Genomic DNA, 18,569 nt, shown 5'->3' with positions numbered 1-18,569 from the left:
ACCACCGCCCGCAACGACCACGGCGAAGCCGAAATCACCCTCGCCTCCGGCCACGACGGCGAACCCGTCCTCCCCGGCACCTTCGTCGACTACGACGCCAAACCCCGCGAATACGAACTCTCCGTCGCCCAAACCGTCCTGCGCGTCCACTCCCGCGTCGCCGACCTCTACAACCAGCCGATGAACCAGATCGAACAACAACTCCGGCTCACCGTCGAAGCGCTACGCGAACGCCAGGAACACGAACTGATCAACAACCCCGACTTCGGGCTCCTCCACAACGCCGACTTCGCCCAGCGCGTCCCCACCCGCACCGGCCCACCCACCCCCGACGACCTCGACCACCTGCTCACCCTCGTCTGGAAAGACCCCGTCTTCTTCCTCGCCCACCCCAAAACCATCGCCGCCTTCGGCCGCGAATGCACCAAAGCCGGCCTCTACCCCGCCGGCGTCGACTTCGGCGGCCACCACGTCCCCGCCTGGCGCGGCATCCCCATCCTGCCCTGCAACAAAATCCCCGTCACCGACACCCGCACCAGCTCCATCCTGCTCATGCGCACCGGCGAACAAAACCAAGGCGTCATCGGCCTGCACCAAACCGGCCTCCCCGACGAATACCAACCCGGCCTCAACGTCCGCTTCATGGGCATCAACGACCAAGCCCTCATCTCCTACCTCGTCTCCGCCTACTACTCCGCCGCCGTCCTCGTCCCCGACGCCCTCGCCATCCTCGAATCCGCCGAAATCGGCCGGGAGGAGTAACCCGGACCCGAAACTTTCGGAATACCCGGGAATTCGAAACTTTCGCTGCCCGCTCCCTTCTTGACGTCGTAAATGAAACAGCCCTACCGTTTCATTACTTCGTTTCCCGGAAGGGAGAAAGCCGGTGCGTCACCGCGGCTTCCGGCGCCGCCGCGGCGGTCGAGGACGACGGCGCCGACTGCCCGGTTTCGCTGCCGGGCTCGTTCCCCTCGTCCGCGAAGCTTCCCGACCCCTTCAAGAAGATCGACGGCACCCGCGTCACGGCGAAGTCCGACTGGCGGTGCCGGCGCGAGGAGATCAAGAGGCTCGCCGAGCAGACGATCTACGGCCGGAAACCGGCGAAGCCGGCCGGCGTCAGCGGCACGGTGTCGGGCACGAACATCACCGTGAACGTGACCGAAAACGGCCGCAGCGCTGCGTTTTCCGCCGGCGTGCAGCTGCCCAGCGGATCCGGGCCGTTCCCGGCGGTGTTCGTGGTGGGCGGATTCGGCGCGGACACCGCGACGATCAAGGCGTCCGGCGCTGCGGTGATCAGTTACGACCCCTTGGCCGTCGGCAAGGAAGGGACCCCGCGGAACAACAAGCAGGGCGCGTTCTACAGCATTTACGGCGCCACGAGCAGCACCGGCCTGCTGGCGGCCTGGGCGTGGGGCGTGAGCCGGATCATCGACGTGATCGAGCAGTCCGACGGCCGCGTCCTCAAGGCGGACGCGCTCGGGGTGACGGGGTGTTCGCGGTACGGCAAGAGCGCCTTCGCGATCGGCGTGCTCGACCAGCGCATCGCGTTGACCATGCCGGTCGAGTCGGGCACGGCCGGTGTCCCGATCCTGCGGGGCATCCCGGGCGAAAGCGGAGCGCAAGGGCTGAGCAACGCCTACGGGGAACAGCCGTGGTTCGGAGACGCGTTCGGCGCGTACACGGGCAATCCGGCCGGGCTCCCGGTGGACACGCACGAACTGGTCGCCATGGTGGCCCCGCGCGGGCTGTTCATCATGGAGAACCCGCACATCGACTGGCTGGGCGCCCGCTCGGGCAGCGTGGCGGCGCTGGCCGGCGCGGAGGTGTACAAGGCTCTGGGGGCGGGCGCGAACATCAGCTACTGGTCCGACGTCCAGGACGGCACCCACTGCGCGACCCGGCCGGAGTGGCGCACGCCGCTGCAGCAGAACATCCAGAAGTTCCTGCTGAAGACGGGCAACGCGGCCGGGACGTTCCGGATCTCGGCGAAGAAGCAGGGCAACCTGGCGGACTGGCGGGACTGGCCGACCCCGGTCCTCACCGACGGCCCGGGCACGACGACCCCCACCACGCCGACCATCCCCACCACGCCGACCACGACGACTCCGGCGCCGGGCGACGCCTGCACGGCGGCGGTCTCGGTGAACCAGTGGACCGGCGGGTTCGTGACGACGATCCGCGTCACGGCGGGCCCGGCTCCGCTCACGGGCTGGACGGTCACGGCGAGCCTGCCCCCGGGCGCGGCGATCACCTCGGGCTGGAACGCGGGCCGAAGCGGCGACACGGGCACGGTCCGCTTCACGAACACGACGTTCAACGGCGCGTTGTCCCCGGGCCAGTCGGCGGAGTTCGGCTACCAGGGCACCGGGACGGGCACCGGAACGACGGCGTCCTGCGCCGCCGGCTAGCGGCGGCCCGCGTGTCGCCCACCCGGTGACACCGTCCCGCTGGCAGGATCGGCCCATGGAACGTGTGCTCGGCATCGGCGGGTACTTCATCCGCGCCTCGGACCCGGCGGCCCTCGGCGCCTGGTACCGGGACTGCCTCGGTCTCGACACCGACGAACACGGCAGCTGGCGGCAGGAACCCGGCCCCACCGTCTTCGCGCCCTTCGAAGCCGGGACGGACTACTTCGGCTCGCCCACCCAGCAGACCATGCTCAACTTCCGGGTCCGCGACCTCGACGCGATGCTCGCCCAGCTGCGGGAGCGCGGCGCCGACGTCGCCGACGACGTCCAGGACATGGCCGGGGTCGGGCGGTTCGGGTGGGTCACCGATCCCGAAGGCCACCGGATCGAGCTCTGGCAGCCCGCCTAGAGGACGAACCCCGCCGGGAACGGGTCGGACGGGTCGAGCAGGTAGGTCGCCGTGCCGGTGATCCACGCCCGCCCGGAGAACTCCGGGACGACCGCCGGCACGCCGCCGACCGTCGTCTCGGCGACCAGCTCGCCGGTGAACGTGGTGCCGATGAACGACGAGTTCTCGAACGGCGTGTGCAGCGGCAGCTCGCCGCGGGCGTGGAGCTGGGCCATCCGGGCCGACGTGCCCGTGCCGCACGGCGACCGGTCGAACCAGCCCGGGTGGATGGCCATCGCGTTCCGCGACGCCCGCGCGTCCGAACCCGGCGCCAGGAACTGGACGTGCTTGCAGCCGCCGATCAGCGGGTCCTCCGGGTGCTTCGGCGGCCGCTGCTCGTCGATCGCGGCCATGATCGCCAGTCCCGCGGTCAGGATCCGGTCCTTCTCCGCCCGGTCGAACGGGATGTCCACCGAGGACAGTTCGAGAATGGCGTAGAAGTTGCCGCCGTACGCGAGGTCGTAGCGGACGGAACCCAGCCCCGGCACCGAAACCTCGGCGTCTCGCTCGGCGAGGAACGAAGGGACGTTGCGGAGCTTGACCCGCTCGGCGCGCCCGTCGCGGACCGTCACCTCGGCGTGGACCAGGCCGGCCGGGGTGTCCAGGCGGACCACCGTCGTCGGCTCGGTCACCTCGACCATGCCCGTCTCCACCAGCACCGTGGCGACGCCGATCGTGCCGTGGCCGCACATCGGCAGGCAGCCCGACACCTCGATGTAGACCACACCCCAGTCCGCGTCTTCGCGGCAGGGCGGCTGGAGGATCGCCCCGCTCATCGCGGAGTGGCCGCGTGGTTCGTTCATCAGGAACTGCCGCAGGTGGTCCAGGTGCGCCATGAAGTAGCGGCGGCGCTCGGCCATCGTGGCGCCGGGGATCGGGCCGACCCCGCCGGTCACCACCCGGGTCGGCATGCCCTCGGTGTGCGAGTCGACCGCCGTGATCGCGCGCGAGGACCGCATCTACGCCACCCCCAGCGCCGCCAGCGCGCGGCCCATGTCGGCGCGGACCTGCTCGCGGTGGGCGTCCGACAGCGGTCCCCGCGGCGGACGGCACGGCCCGCCGCGGCGGCCGACCAGGTCCATCCCGAGCTTGATGGCCTGGACGAACTCGGTGCGCGAATCCCAGCGGAACGCGGCCACCAGCGGTTCGTACAGCGCCCTCGCCTCGTCGAGCTTGCCCGCGGTGGCGAGTTCGAAGAGGCGGACCGACTCGGCCGGGAAGACGTTGGGGAACCCGGCGAACCAGCCGGTGGCGCCCATCAGCAGGCTCTCCAGGACGACGTCGTCGGCGCCGCCGATCACGGCCAGGCCCGGCGCCCGCTCGCGAATCTCCAGCACGCGGCGGACGTCGCCGGAGAACTCCTTGACGGCCACGACGTTGTCGATCTGCGCGATTTCGGCCAGCAGGCCGGGGGTGAGGTCGACCTTGGTGTCCAGCGGGTTGTTGTAGACCATCACCGGCAGCCCGGCCGACGCGACCGCCTCGAAGTGGGCGAGCACCTCGCCGCGGTTGGCGCGGTAGAGCGTCGGCGGCAGGCACAGGACACCGTGCGCGCCGTCCTCGGCCGCCGCCTCGGCCCAGGCCCGCGCCTGGTGCGCGCCCGGGGCGTGCACGCCGACGACGACGATCCCGTCGGACCCGACGGCCTCGATGGCGGTGCGGGCCACGCGCCGGCGTTCCTCGTCGGTGAGCGAGGAGTACTCGCCGAGAGAGCCGTTCGGGCCGACGCCACGGCAGCCGTTGCCGACGAGCCAACGGCAGTGCTCGGCGTAGGCGTCGTAGTCGACGGCCAGCCCGGCGGGCGCGGCAGCATCGTCCCGGTAGGGCAGCGCGGCGGCGACGACCACGCCGCCGAGGTCGCGGGTGCTCATGCTGGGGTCTCCTTCGGATCGGCGAGTTCGCCCAGCCGGATCGGCTGGGCGATCGGACGGTGGTGCCGCTCGGGCGTCCCGCACAGGTCGGCGACGGCGGCGCCGCACATCCGGCCCTGGCACGGGCCGAGCCCGGCGCGGGTGCCGAGCTTGAGCGCGTGCGGACCGGGGGCCGCCGGGTCCGCGGCCGCGCTTTTCAGGTCGCTCACGGTCGTTTCCTCGCAGCGGCAGACGATCGTGTCCGCCCGCAGCCAGCCCGGCCACGCCGGGCCGATCGGGTGCGCTGCGGCCAGCCTGCGGGCGAACGCGCGGGTGTGGTCACGCTGCTCGAGCAGCGCGCGGCCCGGTGTCCTCCCGGCTGCCGCCCACCCCGCGACCGCGCCCTCCGCCGCTGCGGCAGCCGAACCACCAATGCCGGTGAGCTCTCCCGCGGCGAACACCCCCTCGACGCTGGTGCGCTGGTCGTCGCCGACCCGGACGAACCCGCTGTCGAGGTGGCAGCCGGCCGCGACGGCCAGTTCGGGCTGCGGCACGAAACCGTGGCCGACGCAGAGGGCGTCGATCTCGTGGGTGCGTTCGGTGCCGGGGACGACCGACCAGTCCGCGCGGACGCGCGCGGTGACGGCTTCGCGGACCCGGTCGCCGCCGCGGGCTTCGATCACCGCGCGGCCCGTGCGGTACGGCACGCGGTGGCGGGCCAGCGTGCCGGCGTACCGGGCCAGTTCGGCCAGCTTGCCGACGTGCGCGGCCGCTCGCCACGACCATCCACTGAGGACCGTGCGGGCCGGGTTCGCCTCCAGGACGGCGACCACCTCCGCGCCGACGTGCACCAGGGACTCGGCGACCGGCAGCAGGAACGGCCCGGCGCCGGCGACGAGCACCCGCCGTCCGACGGCGACCCCCTCCCCCTTGGCCATGGCCTGCGCGGCACCCGCGGTGAACACGCCCGGCAACTGCCAGCCGGGGAACGGCAGGACCCGGTCGTGCGCACCGGTGGCCAGGACCAGAGCGTCGGGTTCGAGGGTGTGCCGCTGCCGGTCCGCCCCGTCGGCCGGGCCGCGCAGGACGTGGACCCGCTTGCCCTCCACGGCCCAGACGGTGCTTTCCGGCCACCAGGTGCACCGGTTCAGGAGCGCGTCGAAGCGCTGGGCCGCGCCCCGGTGGTACTGGCCGCCGGGGGTGTCCGCCTGGTCCAGGACGGTGACCTCGGCGCCGGCGGCGAGCGCGTGCCGGGCCGCGGCGAGCCCGGCGGGCCCGGCGCCGACGATGACGACGTGCGTCACGCGCCCTCCTCCCGGGTCTGGGTCCGGATCTCGTCGCCGTCGGCGGCGCGGCGGCGGCAGGCGCGGACGTCGGCGACGCCGTTGACGGTGAGCAGGCAGTCGAAGCAGGCGCCGATCCCGCAGAAGACCCCGCGCGGCGCGCCGGAGCGCGTGGTGCGCCAGGACAGCCGCCCGGCGGCGAGGAGCACGCCGGCGACGGTCTGCCCGGCGATCCCGGGCACGGCCTCGCCGTCGACGGTGATCTCGATCGGCTCGCTCACGCCAGCACCGCCGGCCGGTCCACAGTGAACTCTGCCACCGGCATCGACGGCTCCTCGCCGGTCAGCAGTTCGCGCAGCAGCCGGGCGGTCCCGACGCTCAGGCCGATCCCCGCCCCTTCATGACCCGTTGCGTGCCAAAGGTTTCCCAGCCTCGGGTCCTCGCCCAGCACCGGCAGGTGATCGTCCACATAGGGCCGGAAACCGCCGTACGCGCGCATCACCGCGGCGTTCGCCAGCGCCGGGAAGAGGCGGACCGCCTTGGCCGCGATCGCGCCCAGCACGGCCGGGCGGATCGTGTCGTCGAAGCCCACGCGGCGGCGCGACGAGCCGATCAGCACCGTGCCGCCCCGGGTCGACTCCACCACCGCCGACGTCTGCAGCTCGCCGCTGCCCGTGCCGACCGCGCCGACGTAGTCCGCGTCGTAGACCTTGTGCCGCACCACGCCCGGCATCGGCGTGGTCACCAGGACCTCGCCGCGCCGGGGCCGGACCGCGATCGGCGCGCCCAGCCGGGCCGACACCGGCCCCGACCACGGTCCCGCAGCGTTCACCACCACGTCCGCCGCCACCTCCTCACCGGCCACGCGGACCCCGGTGATCCGGCCGCCCCGGACCCGGGCGCCGGTGACCTCCGCTTCGGTGCGCAGGCGGGCGCCGTGGTGCAGCGCCGAACCCAGCAGGGCGAGCGCGGCACCGGCCGGCTGGACCTGGGCGTCGTCGGGGTAGCGGACCGCGGCGGTCACCTCGCGGGTGAGCGCGGGCTCGGCCGCCGCGACGGCCGCCGCGTCGAGCCGCTCGGTGCGAACCCCGGCGGCGGCCTGCGTCCCGGCGAAGGCGAGGAGAGCGGCGGCGCCGGGTTCGGTGGTGGCGACGACGATGCCGCCCTTCGGGTCGAACTCCGTGGCGGCCGCCGCGCGCGGCTCGAACTCGGCTACCAGCCGCGGCCACAGCCGGGCGGACAGCTGGGCGAGCGCGAGTTCGGCGCCCGGTCCCTTGTCGGAGACCAGGATGTTGCCTTCGCCGTGCGAGGTGGTGCCGCCCGCGGGCCGGCCGCGGTCGAGAACGAGGACGTCGAAGCCGGCCAGGGCGAGCTCCCTGGCGCACGCGGCGCCGACGATGCCGGCGCCGATCACCACCACCCGCGTTCGGTTCATCGACCCTCCAGCGTTCGGTATAGCGAACGATAGGTCTCGGCCGGGACAGGTGTCAATCCGGCAGGACGGGGTGCGGCCGGCCGTCGAGCCGTTCGTCCGCGCGGTACTGCAGCAGCAGCACCGAGTGCACGGGAGCGGTGAGCGCGGTGTAGCTGTGCGGCTCGCGGGCGTCGAACGCGACGTAGTCCCCGGGCCCGAGGTCGACGGTCCGGCCGGCGACGTCCACACGCAGCTGCCCCGTCTGGACCACGGTGTGCTCGACACCGACGTGCCCCTGCGACCGCTGCGGCGCGTCCCCGCGGACCACCTGGTCGTACACCTCGAAGACGCTGTTCTCGCCTTCGATGCGGCGCAGCGGCCGCAGGTCGACGCCTTCGCCGCGGAGGACCTCGACGTCGGCGCCCCTGACGACGGTCAGCCCGCCGCGCGGCCGGTGGTCGAGCAGGTCGGAGATCGCCACCTCGAGGACCCGGGACAGGCTGAACACGGTCTCGATGGTCGGGTTGCCGGTGCCGCCTTCGAGCTGCGACAGCGTCGCCTTGCCGATACCCGAGCGCCGGGACAGCTCCGACAGCGACAAGCCGCGCGCCGACCGGGCGGCGCGGAGGTTGACCGCCAGCATGTCGCGGATCGACTCGTTCGGTAAAGCGTCCACCGGCGGCCCCTTTCGTTCGGTTTGCCGATCGCGCGTCATGATGCCACGCGGTGGCTAGGCTGGGCGGGTGGACCAGTCGATCCTCGCCATGGCCGATCTGGCGACGCCCATGGCCATCCGGGTGGCGGCGACCCTCGGTCTCGCCGAACACGAGGGCACGGCCGCCGAGCTCGCGTCCGCCACCGGCACCTCGCCCGCAGCCCTGTCCTGCCTGCTCGACCACCTGGTGACGGCCGGGGTCTTCGCGGTCGAGTCCGGTCGCTACCGGCCCACGGACCTCGGCGCGCAGCTGCGCACGGAGGGCGCCCGGGTCCTGCTGGACATCCACCGCGCGGGCGGGCGCGCCGACCTGGCGTTCGTCGAACTGCTGGGCACGATCACCACCGGCGAGCCGGCGTACGAACGCCGCTACGGCCGCGGCTTCTGGGCGGACATCGACGCCGAGCCACGGCTGCGGCGGTCGTTCGACGCGCAGATGAACTGGCGGTACCGCGTCCAGGCGCCGCAGATCGCCGCGCGCTTCGGCTGGGACCGGTTCGGCCGGATCGTCGACGTCGGCGGGGGCGACGGCGTGCTGCTGGCGGAGATCCTGCGCGCGCATCCCGCGGTCCGCGGTGAGCTGCTCGACCTGGCTCCTTCGGCGACGGCGGCGGCCGCCCGGTTCGCGGCGGCCGGGTTCGGCGACCGGGCGAGCGCGGTGGCGGGCAGCTTCTTCGACCCGCTGCCACCGGGCGCCGACGCGTACGTGCTGTCGGACATCCTGCACGACTGGGACGACGACCACGCCCGCCGCATCCTGGCGGGCTGCCGCGAGGCCGCCGCGCCGGCGGGGGCGGTGGTGGTGATCGAGGCCCTGCACCAGGCCGCCGGCACCGCGATGGACTTGTTCCTGCTGATGTGTTTCGGCGGCCGGGAGCGGACGGCCACCGAGCTGGAGACGCTGGCGGCAAGCTGCGGCCTGGTGCTGCGCGGGACGGCCGCGGTGTCCGACGGGCGGACGGCCCTGGAGTTCGCGGTGGCTTGACCGCCGGAGCAGGGGCGGCGATCACCCGGCCGCCGGAGGTCCTCCTCGCTGGCGCCCGCCCGCGGACGCGACCGCTGCCACCGGCCGCCGCGATCACCGGGCCAACGCGGCGAACCGGCGCCGGAGATCCTCCTCGAGCCGCTCACCCACGGACGCCACCGCGGCCACCGTCGTCGCAGTCGCGGTCCGGCGGATGGTGACCCGCACCCCGCCCGGGTCCTCGGCGAGCCGGTACTCGCCGGTCAGTGCCTCGATGTCCGGGGCCAGGCCGCTGTGCTGCTTGGCCACGATCCCGTGCGGCGGCAGGTGCACCCGCGCCGAGGTGCCGTCGTCGGCCTCGTCCGCGACGATGCGTTCGTAGACCGACTCACACGTGCCCGGCACGACCTGTGCCTCCTCGCGGCGGACCGTGCGACGCCGCCGGTGCCCGAGGTCGCCGGCCAGGCCGGCGATGTGGGCCAGCTGCAGCGGCACCTTGCGGTCGAGATCCGCCGCGAACCGCGCGGTCGCGTCGCCGTCGGCGAGGGCGAAGGCATGCCGGACCTCGATCAGGGTGTCCGGGCCCTGCTCGCGGAAGGTCCAGACACCGCGCATCCGCAGCAGGGGCGGGCGCGGCTCGTGGTGCTCGAACACGATGCGCAGCCCGGGCTCGTCCAGCTCGCGCCAGAACCGCCAGCCGCGCACCGAACCCTGGTCCAGCACCCAGCGCTCGACGAGGTCACGGCCGCCGTCGTGGCGCAGGATCTCCGCGTGCAGGTGCGTCGGGAAGTGCTGCGGCGCCGCTACGACGTCGGCGACGAGGTCGTAGCAGTCCCGGGCGCGGCCGGGTCCGGTCGTTCGGTGGGTCAGCTCGGTCATAGCGGGCTCCCGGGTCATCGGGCCGCGGACGCGGCGGCCGGCGCGCCGGACCGGGCCGGCGCCGGGCCGAGCGGGTCCTCGGTCAGGGCCGGGTCGCGGCGGACCACCGGATCCGCTGTCTCGTTGACCCGCGCGTACAGGTCGTCGTCGAGCACGGTGTCGAGGGCCTTGAGGTTTTCGCGCAGCTGCGCCGGCCGTGACGCGCCGACGATCGCGGACGTCACGGACGGGTTCTTCAGCACCCACGCGAGAGCGAGCTGGGCCAGGGACAGGCCCGCGCTTTCGGCCAGCGGGGCCAGCCGCCCGACGACGTCGAGGACGTCTTCCCCGAGGTAGTGCCAGCGGCCGATCGAGCGCGCGCCGCCGCGGGTGGCGGCCCGGCTGTCCGGCGGCAGCGGGCCGCCCGGCCGGTACTTCCCGGTCAGCACCCCACCCGCGAGCGGGGACCAGACCAGCTGGCCGATCCCGAGTTCGTCGCACGCGGGGATGACCTCCGCCTCGATGACCCGCCAGAGGATCGAGTACTGGGGCTGGTTCGACACCAGCGGGACACCGAGGTCCCGCGCCGGCCCCGCCGCCGCCCGGAGCTGCGCCGCCGACCACTCCGACACCCCGACATAGCGGATCTCACCGCCGCGCACGAGGTCCGCGAACGCCCGCAGCGTCTCCTCGAGCGGAGTCCGGTCGTCGAAGCGATGGGCCTGGTACAGATCGAGGTAGCCGGTGCCGAGCCGGCGCAGCGAGCCGTGGACGGAGTCGAAGATGTGCTTGCGGGAAAGCCGTCCCGCGTTCGGGTCCGGCCGCTTCGACCGGCCCACCTTCGAACAGAGCACGAGTTCGCTCCGCAGCCGGCCGCCCAGGATCCGGCCGAGGACTTCCTCGGCCCGCCCGTCGGCGTACACGTCCGCGGTGTCGAAGGTGGTGATGCCCAGATCCAGCGCGGTGTGCACGCAGTCACGCGCGGTCTCGTCGTCGATCTGGTCGCCGTGCGTCAACGCGTTGCCGAACACCAGGCGGCTCACCATGAGCCCGCTGGCCCCGGCGGAGACGTATTCCATCGGAGGCTCCTCGTCCCTTCAGCCGGGTCGCCCGGCGATGAGCAGGTGCGCGGGAACGCCGGGCACCGCATGCGTGGTGACCGCACCGAAGCCGGTCGCGGCGAACATCCGGCGGTAGGTGCCGGCGGAGTGCGCCCGACCTCCGCGTGTCCAGGCCAGCATCAGCAAGGAGAGCATGTGCGACGCGTGTTCTTCGGCCGGCGGGCGGTCGTTGACGGTGAACCCGAGGACGGCGATCCGGCCGCCCGGAGCGACCCGGCCCGCCAGCCGGCGCAGCAGTTCCGTGCCGCGCTCCTCGGACAGCAACGGGAGGAAGTTCGCCAGGAGCACCAGGTCGAACGTCCCGCCGGGGGACGCGGTGAAGGCGTCCCCCGGCAGCCAGGTCACCCGGTCGGCGACCCCCATCCGGTCCGCGTTCTCCCGGGCGTGTTCCAGCACGTCCGCCCCGTCGAGCGCGGTGAGGCGCAGCGCCGGGACGCGCTGGGCGAGCGTCAGGCTGGGCAACGCGTGCCCGCAGCCGACGTCGAGCACGCTCGGCCGCGGGCGGTCCCGCAGCCACGGCTCGACGGCCTCGGCGAACACCGCCGCGGCCTTGCGCGCCACGAACGTCGGCTGCGCCGCGAAATCCCGCCAGTACGGGAAATCCGGAGTCGCCGCGTCGACGCCGGACCCGCCGGCGCGCACGACGGCGGCCAGGTCCCGCAGCGCGTCCCATTCCCCGTCACTCGCGACCAGCCGCGCGGCACCGCCGCCGTACTGCGGGCTGCCGGTCACCAGCAGCGGCCCGCTCCCCTCGGCCAGCGAGAACTTCGCGCCGTCCGAGTCCACGATGCCCGCGGCGGCGAGCGCGCCGAGGAACACCGCGGTGGCGCGCTCCGGGGCGCCGATGAGCGCGGAAACCTCGCCGGCGTCCCGGGGCCCGTCGGCCAGCACGTCGAACACCCGGAGTTCGATCGCCGCCTTCAGCAGGCTGGTCCGCTTGAACGCCTGCAGGGTTTCGAGGAGCGTTTCCTTCGTCCACGGCTCGCCGGGCACGCTCATCGCGCCTTCCTCGCGACCAGCACCGTGTCGTTCCCCCGGGGCAGCCGGGTGATCCGGGTGACCGTGAAGCCGGCCTTCTCGGCCAGTACCCGGCCCTCGCTCACGGTGTACTCCGATCCGCCGGGCGTCATCAGGGCCACGTTCAGGCTGCCGATCAGGCTCGGCAGGTCCGGGTCCTCGTCGTCGAGCATCTGGTCGTAGACGATCATCACGCCGCCGGGCGGCAGCGCGGCGTGCACCCGCCCGACGATTTCCGCCCGCTGCCCGGCGGACCAGTCGTGCAGCACGTGCCCCAGGATCAGCACGTCGGCCGAGGGCAGCGGGTCGGTGAAGAAGTCGCCGGGGTGGAAATCCACTTTGGACTCGGTGCCGAGCTCCGCCATGAGTTCGTCGAACAGGGGCCGGACCGGGGGCAGCTCGAACACCCCGCCGTGCAGCTGCGGGTGGGCCGTGACGAGATGCGCGGCGATGTTCCCGCGCGCACCGCCGAGGTCGACGAAGCTGCGGAACTCCGACCAGTCGACGTGCTCCGCCAGCTGGGGTGCCACCAGTGCGTTGTTGGCGTCCATGTGCTCCAGGAAGGCGCGGGCCCTGGCGGGGTCGGCGTAGAGGCGCTCGAAAACCGCCGGGCCCGCGGTGTGTTCGAGGCCGCCTTCGCGGAGCGCCTCGCTCAGCCGGCCCCACGCCGGGTAGTGCCGGGTGGCGGCCGTCCTGATCCGGCCACCGAGGTAACCCTGCCGCCCCGCCACCAGGAACGCGGTGGTGACGGCGGTGTTCCGGTACTCCTCGCCGCCGCGTTCGAGCAACCCGAGCGCGCGCAGCGACTCGAGGAAGTCGCGGACCAGCCGGGGGTGCAGGCCCAGTTCCCGGCGGACCTCCTCCCCCGATGCCGGCCCGCCGTCGAGGAACTCGAAAACGCCGAGCTCGACCGCGCTGTGCAGGATTCGCGAAGTGGCGAACGCGCTGCTGAGCCGCAGGACGGCCGGCGCGTCCACCGCCTGGTCGATAGTGCTCATCGGGCCCCTCACAGGTTTCGTCCGTGCTGGTCTGGGTCTCCGGAAATGCTGGCCGACGACCTTCGTGCGCCCTTCGAGTCAGACCACGCACTCCACCATGTGGAGGTAGGAATTGACCGCCCGCACCGCTTCGACGCGCAGTCCGGCCTGCTGCACCAAGGCGACCAGCTCGTCCTTCGTTTGCTTCCGGCCCCCGACGTTGAGCAGCAGCAACAGGTCCATCGCGGTCGTGAAGCTCATCTCGGGGCTGTCGTCGACGAGGTTCTCGATCACCACGACGCGCGCGCCCGGGCCCGCGGCCGCGATGACGTTGCGCAGCGTGCGCAACGTGCTTTCGTCGTCCCACTCCAGGATGTTCTTGAGCAGGTAGACGTCGGCCCGCACCGGGATCGCCGCCCGGCAGTCGCCGGGCACCAGCCGCGCCCGGCCGGCGAGCGAACCCCCTTCGCGCAGCCGGGCGTCGGCACCGGCCAGGACGCCGGGCAGGTCCAGGAGGACGCCGTGGAGCTCCGGGTGGCGTTCCAGCAGCGTGGCGAGCACCAGGCCCTGACCGCCCGCGATGTCGGCGACCGTCGCCACCGAGGTCAGGTCCAGCGCCTCCGCGACCGCGTGCGCGGACAGGCGGCTGGACTGGGTCATCGCCCGGTCGAACACCTCGGCGGACTCGGGTGCTTCGCGGTGGAGGTAGTCGAAGAACTCCGTTCCGTGCAAGGAGCCGAACACGGATCCGCCGGTGCGCACCGCGTCGTCCAGCCGTGGCCAGACGTCCCACGTCCACGGTTCGGTGCTCCACAGCACGTTGTACTTCACGCTGTGCGGCGCGTCTTCGCGGAGCAAGCGTGACAACTCCGTGTGCCGGTAGCACCCTTCGCTGTCGATGGTGAAGACGCCGAACGCGGCCAGGGCGCGGACCAGCCGGTGCAGGGCGCCGGCGTCGGCGCCCACCGCCGCGGCCAGTGCGGCCGGTGCCACGGGTTCGCCGCCGATCGCGTCGGGGAGCCCGAGCTTGACCGCGGCGCGCAGGGCCGCGGCGTACGCGGCGCTGAGCATCAGCTCCCGGACACGCACGACGGCTTCGGGGAGGGTGAGATCTGTGTTCGTCATGGAAGGCTCGGTCTCCTGCCGATGTCGGAACCGCTCGGTGTGGGTGTTCCCCGCCGCGCGCACGCCGCTTCGCGCAGCGCCCGGCGGCTCACCTTGCCCGTGGAGGACAAGGGGATCCGGTCGACCAGTTCGAGGAACCGCAGATGTTCGTAATAGGGCGTGCGGGCGGCGGCGAAAGCCGTCAGCTCGGCCGCCGTCACCCGCTCGTCCGCCGGCACGACCAGGCCGTACGCGACCGCGCCGCTCAGTTCGTCCGGGTAGTCGAAGACGGCGCAGTCGCGGACGCCGGGGTGGCCGCGCAGGACCCGTTCCACCTCCGCCGGCGACACCAGCCAGTTGTCGCACTTGAAGACGTCCTTGATCCGGTCGACCACGAAGAGCACGCCGTCCTCGTCCACGCGGCCGATGTCCCCGGTGGAGAACCAGCCACCGGGCCCGACGTCGTCCGCCCGGTCCCGGCCGAGGTAGCCCAGCATCAGCTGGGGGCCGCGGACCTGGATCTCGCCCTTGGCCGCGGCCGGCAGCACCGCACCGGTGTCCACGTCGACGATCCGGCACTCGGTGCCCGCGACCGGCGGGCCGGACGAGCCCGCCTTCGGCCGGTCGAGGTCGTCGAAGTGGGTGGACGGTGCGGTCTCCTGCAGGCCGTAACCCTGCGCCACCGGCACGCCGAACTGGCGGGTGAGCGCGCTGACCGTCGACGGCGGGAGCGCCGAACCGCCGGAAAGGAACGCCCGCAGAGACGGCACTTCGAGCGTCGGCAGCGCGGGTTCGGCGGCCAGCTTCGACAGCCGGACGGGAAGGCTGTAGAAGTGCGTCGCCCGGTTGGCCGCCGCCGCCTCCACCGCCGCGGTGACGCCCTCCTGCGGCCACAGCACGTGGGTGGCGGTCGAGGTGAGCCCGATCGTGAGGTGCATCAGGTGGAAGGTCGGCAGGTGGTTGAACAGCACCGACGACGCGGACAGCCGGTGCGCGTGCGCGGTCTGCGCGGCGTTCACGGTGAGGTTGCGGTGGCTGAGCAGCACCGCCTTGGGCGGCCCCGTGCTGCCGCTGGTGAACTGCACGCAGGCGACGTCGTCCGGCTGCGCCGGACGCCGTGCCGGGGGCGCGGAGCCGTCGCGGGACAGGTCGGCCAGCACCGGCAGCCCCACGCCGTCCGCCGTCCCGGTCAGGATGACGTGACGGAGTTCCGGCAACCGGCTCCGGACCGCAGCGAGCCGGGCGTACTGGTCCGGCGGCACGATCGCCGCGATCGCCCCGGAGACCCCCAGGGTGTGCGCGAGACCGTCTTCGCGCAGCAGCGGGTTGACCAGCACCGGGATGTTGCCCGACCGGCACACCCCGAAGAAGGCGATCGCGAAGGACGGCGACAGCTCGGTGGCGATCGCGATCATCCGGCCGGGGCCGCCGACGGCGGCACGCAGGCCGGCGGCACAGGCGGCGGACCGGGCCGCCAGCCGGGCGAAGGTCAGTTCCGCGTCGGCCGCGCGGAGCGCACAGCGGTCCGGGGCGGTTCCGGCCGCCCGGTCCAGGATGTCGTCGACGAGCGGTCCGGGCAGCAGCCGGTCGAGCACGGCCAGCGGTGGGCCGGCCGCGGTGCTGTCGCCCCGCGAGGTTTCGGCGGTCGCCATCGGATCCCCTTCACGCCGCCGGGAGATCGTCGCGGTGGACCTGCCGGTGCCGCACCAGGAGCGCACCGTCCCGGCGGACGAGCACGTCCCGGCAGGTGCAGCTCAGCCGGACCGCGGCCCGGCCGTGTTCCGGCGTCTCGATCACCAGGGCGTAGGTCCGGGCGACGAAGGTCCCGTCGGCCCCGTGGTCGACCGTCAGCATGCCGAGCCAGTGCCTGCGCTGCACCGCTTGGGCCTCGAGCCGGCTGATCGCGTCCAGCGCGCCCGCCTCGATCGCCGCTCTTCCCCGCTGCGGCTCCGGGTGCGCGTTGGCGGTGAAGACACCGTCCTCGGTGAACGTGGCCGCCCACTCCCGGGCCGCCCCGCTGTCCAGCAGCTGCATCTGGCGTGCATAGAATCGTTCGACCTCGTGGTGGAGCCGTTCGTCGGTGACGCTGGGTCGTGTGGTCGTCATTCGGTGCTCCCCGTCGACGCCTGAGGGATCTCTTGACCGCAGACTGGCCCAGCGGCTTGGAGCCGGCCTCGAGCCCCGCGGGCGGCGGTTGTACGCCGAAAGAGGCAGTCCCCGTGTGCCGGTCGCAGCCGACCTGGTAGCTAGGTGATGTGCCACTTGTCGCAAGATAGACAATCCATCTAGTTTCGATGGTGGGCATCATTCCAACACTCGTCGAGTGGCGGAATTCAGGTACGCAATCACCGGGGGAGGCCCGAAAAACCGTGTTCAGACTACTTGGCCCGCTCGAACTGACAAAGGGAAACGTCCGGTACACGCCGACCGCACACAAGGTTCGGCAGGTGCTGGCGATTCTGGTTTCCCGTTCAAACCGGGTGGTCGGCATCGATTCCATCATCGAGGAACTGTGGCACGACCGCCAGCCCCGCACGGCCTGGACGACCACCCAGACCTACATCTACCAGCTCCGGAAGCTGTTCGACGAGCTGGGCATGAATTCCGGCGGCGAAATCCTGGTCACCCGGGCACCGGGTTATGTGCTGGAAGTCCCCGATTCGGAAATCGATGTGCGGATGTTCGACGGGCTGGTCCGGCAGGGACGGGCACTGATCGAGACCGGCCGGACCGAGACCGCCGTCCACGTTCTCCGCAAGGCGGAGGACCTGTGGTCGGGGCCCGCACTGTCCAACATGTCGTGCGGCCCGCTGCTGGAAAGTTACACCGCGCACCTGGAGGAAATGCGCATCGACGCACTGGAGTTGCGCGTGTCGGCGGAAATGCGGCTGGGGCACCACCGGGAACTGATCGCCGAGCTCAGGTCGCTGATCAAGGAGCATTCGCTGAACGAATGGCTGCACGCCCAGCTGATCACGGCGCTCAGCCGGTCCGGCCGCCGGGGTGAGGCCCTGCGCGCGTACCGGGAACTGCGGCTGCTGATGAACACGGAGCTCGGCCTGGAGCCTTCCGTTGAACTGCAGCGGGTTCACCAGGACGTGCTCGCGGCCGACGCCGAACCGGTGCGGCTGCTGCAGCCGCTGTGAGACAGCAACCACGGTGGGCTCCCGCTGCCCGGACGGCGTGTCCGGGTGGCGGGCGCCCGCGCGGGCGCGGAGCGCGTACCGCACAACGAAAGTCACCGGCTCCGAGGTGACGAGTGTATGGTGGAGGGATATGCAGCAGAGGGGAGGACGTCGGCCGACCACCCTCGCCCGGCCTGGAGCTGGCGGTCGATCCGATATCCGAACGCAAGCCGCACCATTCCGCAAACCGAGCGTGGCAATGGTGTCGCTCGTCGTGGAGATCCGTGCCCGGTGAGGGACCGGGCGCAGGTCGCGCCACCCCGGGCCGGCGAACAGAGCACGCGGCCACGCCACCGGCTCGCCGGGGCGGACGGTCCCGCGGTGGCCCGGTCGGTGCGCGGATCCGGATGTTTTCCCCTGCCGGCCCCGGAGTTGGGCGTTCTGCGTCCGTCAGGGCCGGGCGAGGGACGTACCTGGGGGAAGGTGTGAGCGGTGCCCAAAATCGACTGGCGGGCGGCCCCGGTGGTAGCCCGATGACAACCGGAGACACGGTCAGTGTCCTCCTCGTGGACGGCCAGGTCCTGTTCCGTGACGCGTTGAAAGAGATGCTGGGGGCCGAGCCCGATCTGTCCGTGGTCGGCGACACGGGTGACAGCCGGGCCGCGCTGTCCCTGGCCGCCGACACGCAGCCGGACGTCGTCCTCCTGGATTCCACGCTGACCGAGCACGACCCCGACCTGATCCGCGAGCTCCTGGAGACCACCCCGCTGTCCCGGGTTCTCGTCCTGGCCCCGACGGACGACCCGTGGCTCATCCGCACCCTGCTGGCCCAGGGAATCCGGGGTTACCTGCTCAAGAACGTGACCCGCAACGAGCTCGTGTCGGCCATCAGGAGCGTGTGCGCCCAGGGCGACCGGATCGTGCTGGTCGTCTCCCGCGACGCGCTGGTGCACATCGGCCGGTCCGCCGCGGACGGGATCTCCCGGCGGGAGCGGGAAATCCTGCTGCTCGTTTCGGAAGGGCTGAGCAACGCCCAGATCGCCGCCCGGCTGTCCATCGCCGACGGCACCGTGAAACGCCACCTGGGGAACATCTTCACGAAGCTGCGCGCGGTTTCCCGGGTGGACGCCGTCAACAAGGCCGTGGCGGCTTCGGTCATCCCGGCGTTCCAGCCGGGCGGCCGCCCGTCGGACGTCCGGGCGAACGGGCATCCGGTGCATTCGGACTCCGAGCGCTTCCTGGCGTGACCACGCGGCACGACGGGCGCTCGACGCCCGTGACCGAG

General features: G+C 72.6%; 19 protein-coding genes. 6 read left to right on the top strand and 13 right to left on the bottom strand.

The annotated features are described in order from the left end of the window. The 3 genes from AB0J55_RS21120 to AB0J55_RS21110 all read left to right on the top strand — a co-directional run. A partial coding sequence (locus AB0J55_RS21120; protein ID WP_364250758.1) for a family 2B encapsulin nanocompartment shell protein occupies window positions 1-762 on the top strand: 762 nt, incomplete at its 5' end. 386 nt (window positions 763-1,148) lie between these two features. Then, a complete protein-coding gene (locus AB0J55_RS21115) occupies window positions 1,149-2,408 on the top strand; it encodes a cellulose binding domain-containing protein (RefSeq protein ID WP_364250755.1) in 1,260 nt (419 codons plus the stop codon). Between the two features lie 55 nt (window positions 2,409-2,463). Next, the gene (locus AB0J55_RS21110) at window positions 2,464-2,817 is read left to right on the top strand and encodes a VOC family protein (RefSeq protein ID WP_364250752.1); all 354 of its coding nucleotides are present in this window, start codon (window positions 2,464-2,466) and stop codon (window positions 2,815-2,817) included. Here AB0J55_RS21110 and AB0J55_RS21105 read toward each other — a convergent pair. Genes AB0J55_RS21105 through AB0J55_RS21080 form a run of 6 tightly spaced genes read right to left on the bottom strand, consistent with a single transcriptional unit; the run spans window position 2,814 to window position 8,118 of the window. Beyond that, entirely contained in the window at window positions 2,814-3,815 is a 1,002-nt protein-coding gene (locus AB0J55_RS21105) for a proline racemase family protein (RefSeq protein WP_364250749.1), read from the bottom strand. The genes AB0J55_RS21110 and AB0J55_RS21105 overlap by 4 nt on opposite strands. Next, the gene (locus tag AB0J55_RS21100; protein WP_364250746.1) at window positions 3,816-4,727 is read right to left on the bottom strand and encodes a dihydrodipicolinate synthase family protein; all 912 of its coding nucleotides are present in this window, start codon (window positions 4,725-4,727) and stop codon (window positions 3,816-3,818) included. Next, window positions 4,724-6,010, bottom strand: coding sequence for an FAD-dependent oxidoreductase (locus tag AB0J55_RS21095; protein ID WP_364250743.1), 1,287 nt, complete (start codon window positions 6,008-6,010; stop codon window positions 4,724-4,726). Before AB0J55_RS21095 ends, AB0J55_RS21100 begins: the two co-directional genes overlap by 4 nt. After that, window positions 6,007-6,270 carry a (2Fe-2S)-binding protein gene (locus AB0J55_RS21090; RefSeq protein WP_364250740.1) on the bottom strand — a complete coding sequence of 88 codons (264 nt, stop codon included), beginning with the start codon at window positions 6,268-6,270 and terminating at the stop codon, window positions 6,007-6,009. The genes AB0J55_RS21095 and AB0J55_RS21090 overlap by 4 nt, the downstream gene beginning before the upstream one ends. Further along, window positions 6,267-7,424: an FAD-dependent oxidoreductase gene (locus AB0J55_RS21085; protein ID WP_364250737.1), complete on the bottom strand. Its 1,158-nt coding sequence runs from the start codon at window positions 7,422-7,424 to the stop codon at window positions 6,267-6,269. The genes AB0J55_RS21090 and AB0J55_RS21085 overlap by 4 nt, the downstream gene beginning before the upstream one ends. 52 nt (window positions 7,425-7,476) lie before the next feature. Continuing rightward, complete coding sequence (locus AB0J55_RS21080) at window positions 7,477-8,118, bottom strand: XRE family transcriptional regulator (protein ID WP_364250734.1); 642 nt, start codon at window positions 8,116-8,118, stop codon at window positions 7,477-7,479. A gap of 28 nt (window positions 8,119-8,146) precedes the next feature. Between AB0J55_RS21080 and AB0J55_RS21075 the strand changes: the two genes are divergently transcribed. Then, window positions 8,147-9,103, top strand: a complete 957-nt coding sequence (locus AB0J55_RS21075) for a methyltransferase (RefSeq protein WP_364250731.1) — start codon at window positions 8,147-8,149, stop codon at window positions 9,101-9,103. Window positions 9,104-9,196: 93 nt separating this feature from the next. Here the strand turns inward: AB0J55_RS21075 and AB0J55_RS21070 are convergent, their stop codons facing one another. The 7 genes from AB0J55_RS21070 to AB0J55_RS21040 all read right to left on the bottom strand — a co-directional run bounded on the left by AB0J55_RS21070 (window position 9,197) and on the right by AB0J55_RS21040 (window position 16,265). Next, the gene (locus AB0J55_RS21070; RefSeq protein WP_364250728.1) at window positions 9,197-9,961 is read right to left on the bottom strand and encodes an SRPBCC family protein; all 765 of its coding nucleotides are present in this window, start codon (window positions 9,959-9,961) and stop codon (window positions 9,197-9,199) included. A 14-nt stretch (window positions 9,962-9,975) separates the two neighbouring features. Further along, window positions 9,976-11,019 carry an aldo/keto reductase family protein gene (locus tag AB0J55_RS21065; protein WP_364250725.1) on the bottom strand — a complete coding sequence of 348 codons (1,044 nt, stop codon included), beginning with the start codon at window positions 11,017-11,019 and terminating at the stop codon, window positions 9,976-9,978. A gap of 18 nt (window positions 11,020-11,037) precedes the next feature. Next, the gene (locus AB0J55_RS21060; protein WP_364250722.1) at window positions 11,038-12,060 is read right to left on the bottom strand and encodes a class I SAM-dependent methyltransferase; all 1,023 of its coding nucleotides are present in this window, start codon (window positions 12,058-12,060) and stop codon (window positions 11,038-11,040) included. After that, entirely contained in the window at window positions 12,057-13,076 is a 1,020-nt protein-coding gene (locus tag AB0J55_RS21055; protein ID WP_364250719.1) for a methyltransferase, read from the bottom strand. The genes AB0J55_RS21060 and AB0J55_RS21055 overlap by 4 nt, the downstream gene beginning before the upstream one ends. 78 nt (window positions 13,077-13,154) lie before the next feature. Further along, complete coding sequence (locus AB0J55_RS21050; protein WP_364250716.1) at window positions 13,155-14,180, bottom strand: methyltransferase; 1,026 nt, start codon at window positions 14,178-14,180, stop codon at window positions 13,155-13,157. Next, window positions 14,177-15,811, bottom strand: coding sequence for a class I adenylate-forming enzyme family protein (locus AB0J55_RS21045; protein WP_364250713.1), 1,635 nt, complete (start codon window positions 15,809-15,811; stop codon window positions 14,177-14,179). Before AB0J55_RS21045 ends, AB0J55_RS21050 begins: the two co-directional genes overlap by 4 nt. A gap of 10 nt (window positions 15,812-15,821) precedes the next feature. Further along, window positions 15,822-16,265, bottom strand: a complete 444-nt coding sequence (locus AB0J55_RS21040; RefSeq protein WP_364250711.1) for a nuclear transport factor 2 family protein — start codon at window positions 16,263-16,265, stop codon at window positions 15,822-15,824. Between the two features lie 188 nt (window positions 16,266-16,453). Between AB0J55_RS21040 and AB0J55_RS21035 the strand changes: the two genes are divergently transcribed. Both AB0J55_RS21035 and AB0J55_RS21030 read left to right on the top strand, forming a co-directional pair. Beyond that, window positions 16,454-17,305, top strand: coding sequence for an AfsR/SARP family transcriptional regulator (locus AB0J55_RS21035; RefSeq protein WP_364250708.1), 852 nt, complete (start codon window positions 16,454-16,456; stop codon window positions 17,303-17,305). 512 nt (window positions 17,306-17,817) lie between these two features. Then, a complete protein-coding gene (locus AB0J55_RS21030; protein ID WP_364250705.1) occupies window positions 17,818-18,531 on the top strand; it encodes a response regulator transcription factor in 714 nt (237 codons plus the stop codon). The last annotated feature ends 38 nt before the right edge of the window (window positions 18,532-18,569 follow it).

The organism is Amycolatopsis sp. NPDC049688, from assembly GCF_040674975.1.
Classification (GTDB): domain Bacteria; phylum Actinomycetota; class Actinomycetes; order Mycobacteriales; family Pseudonocardiaceae; genus Amycolatopsis.
This window is presented reverse-complemented; position numbering and strand designations above follow the sequence as displayed.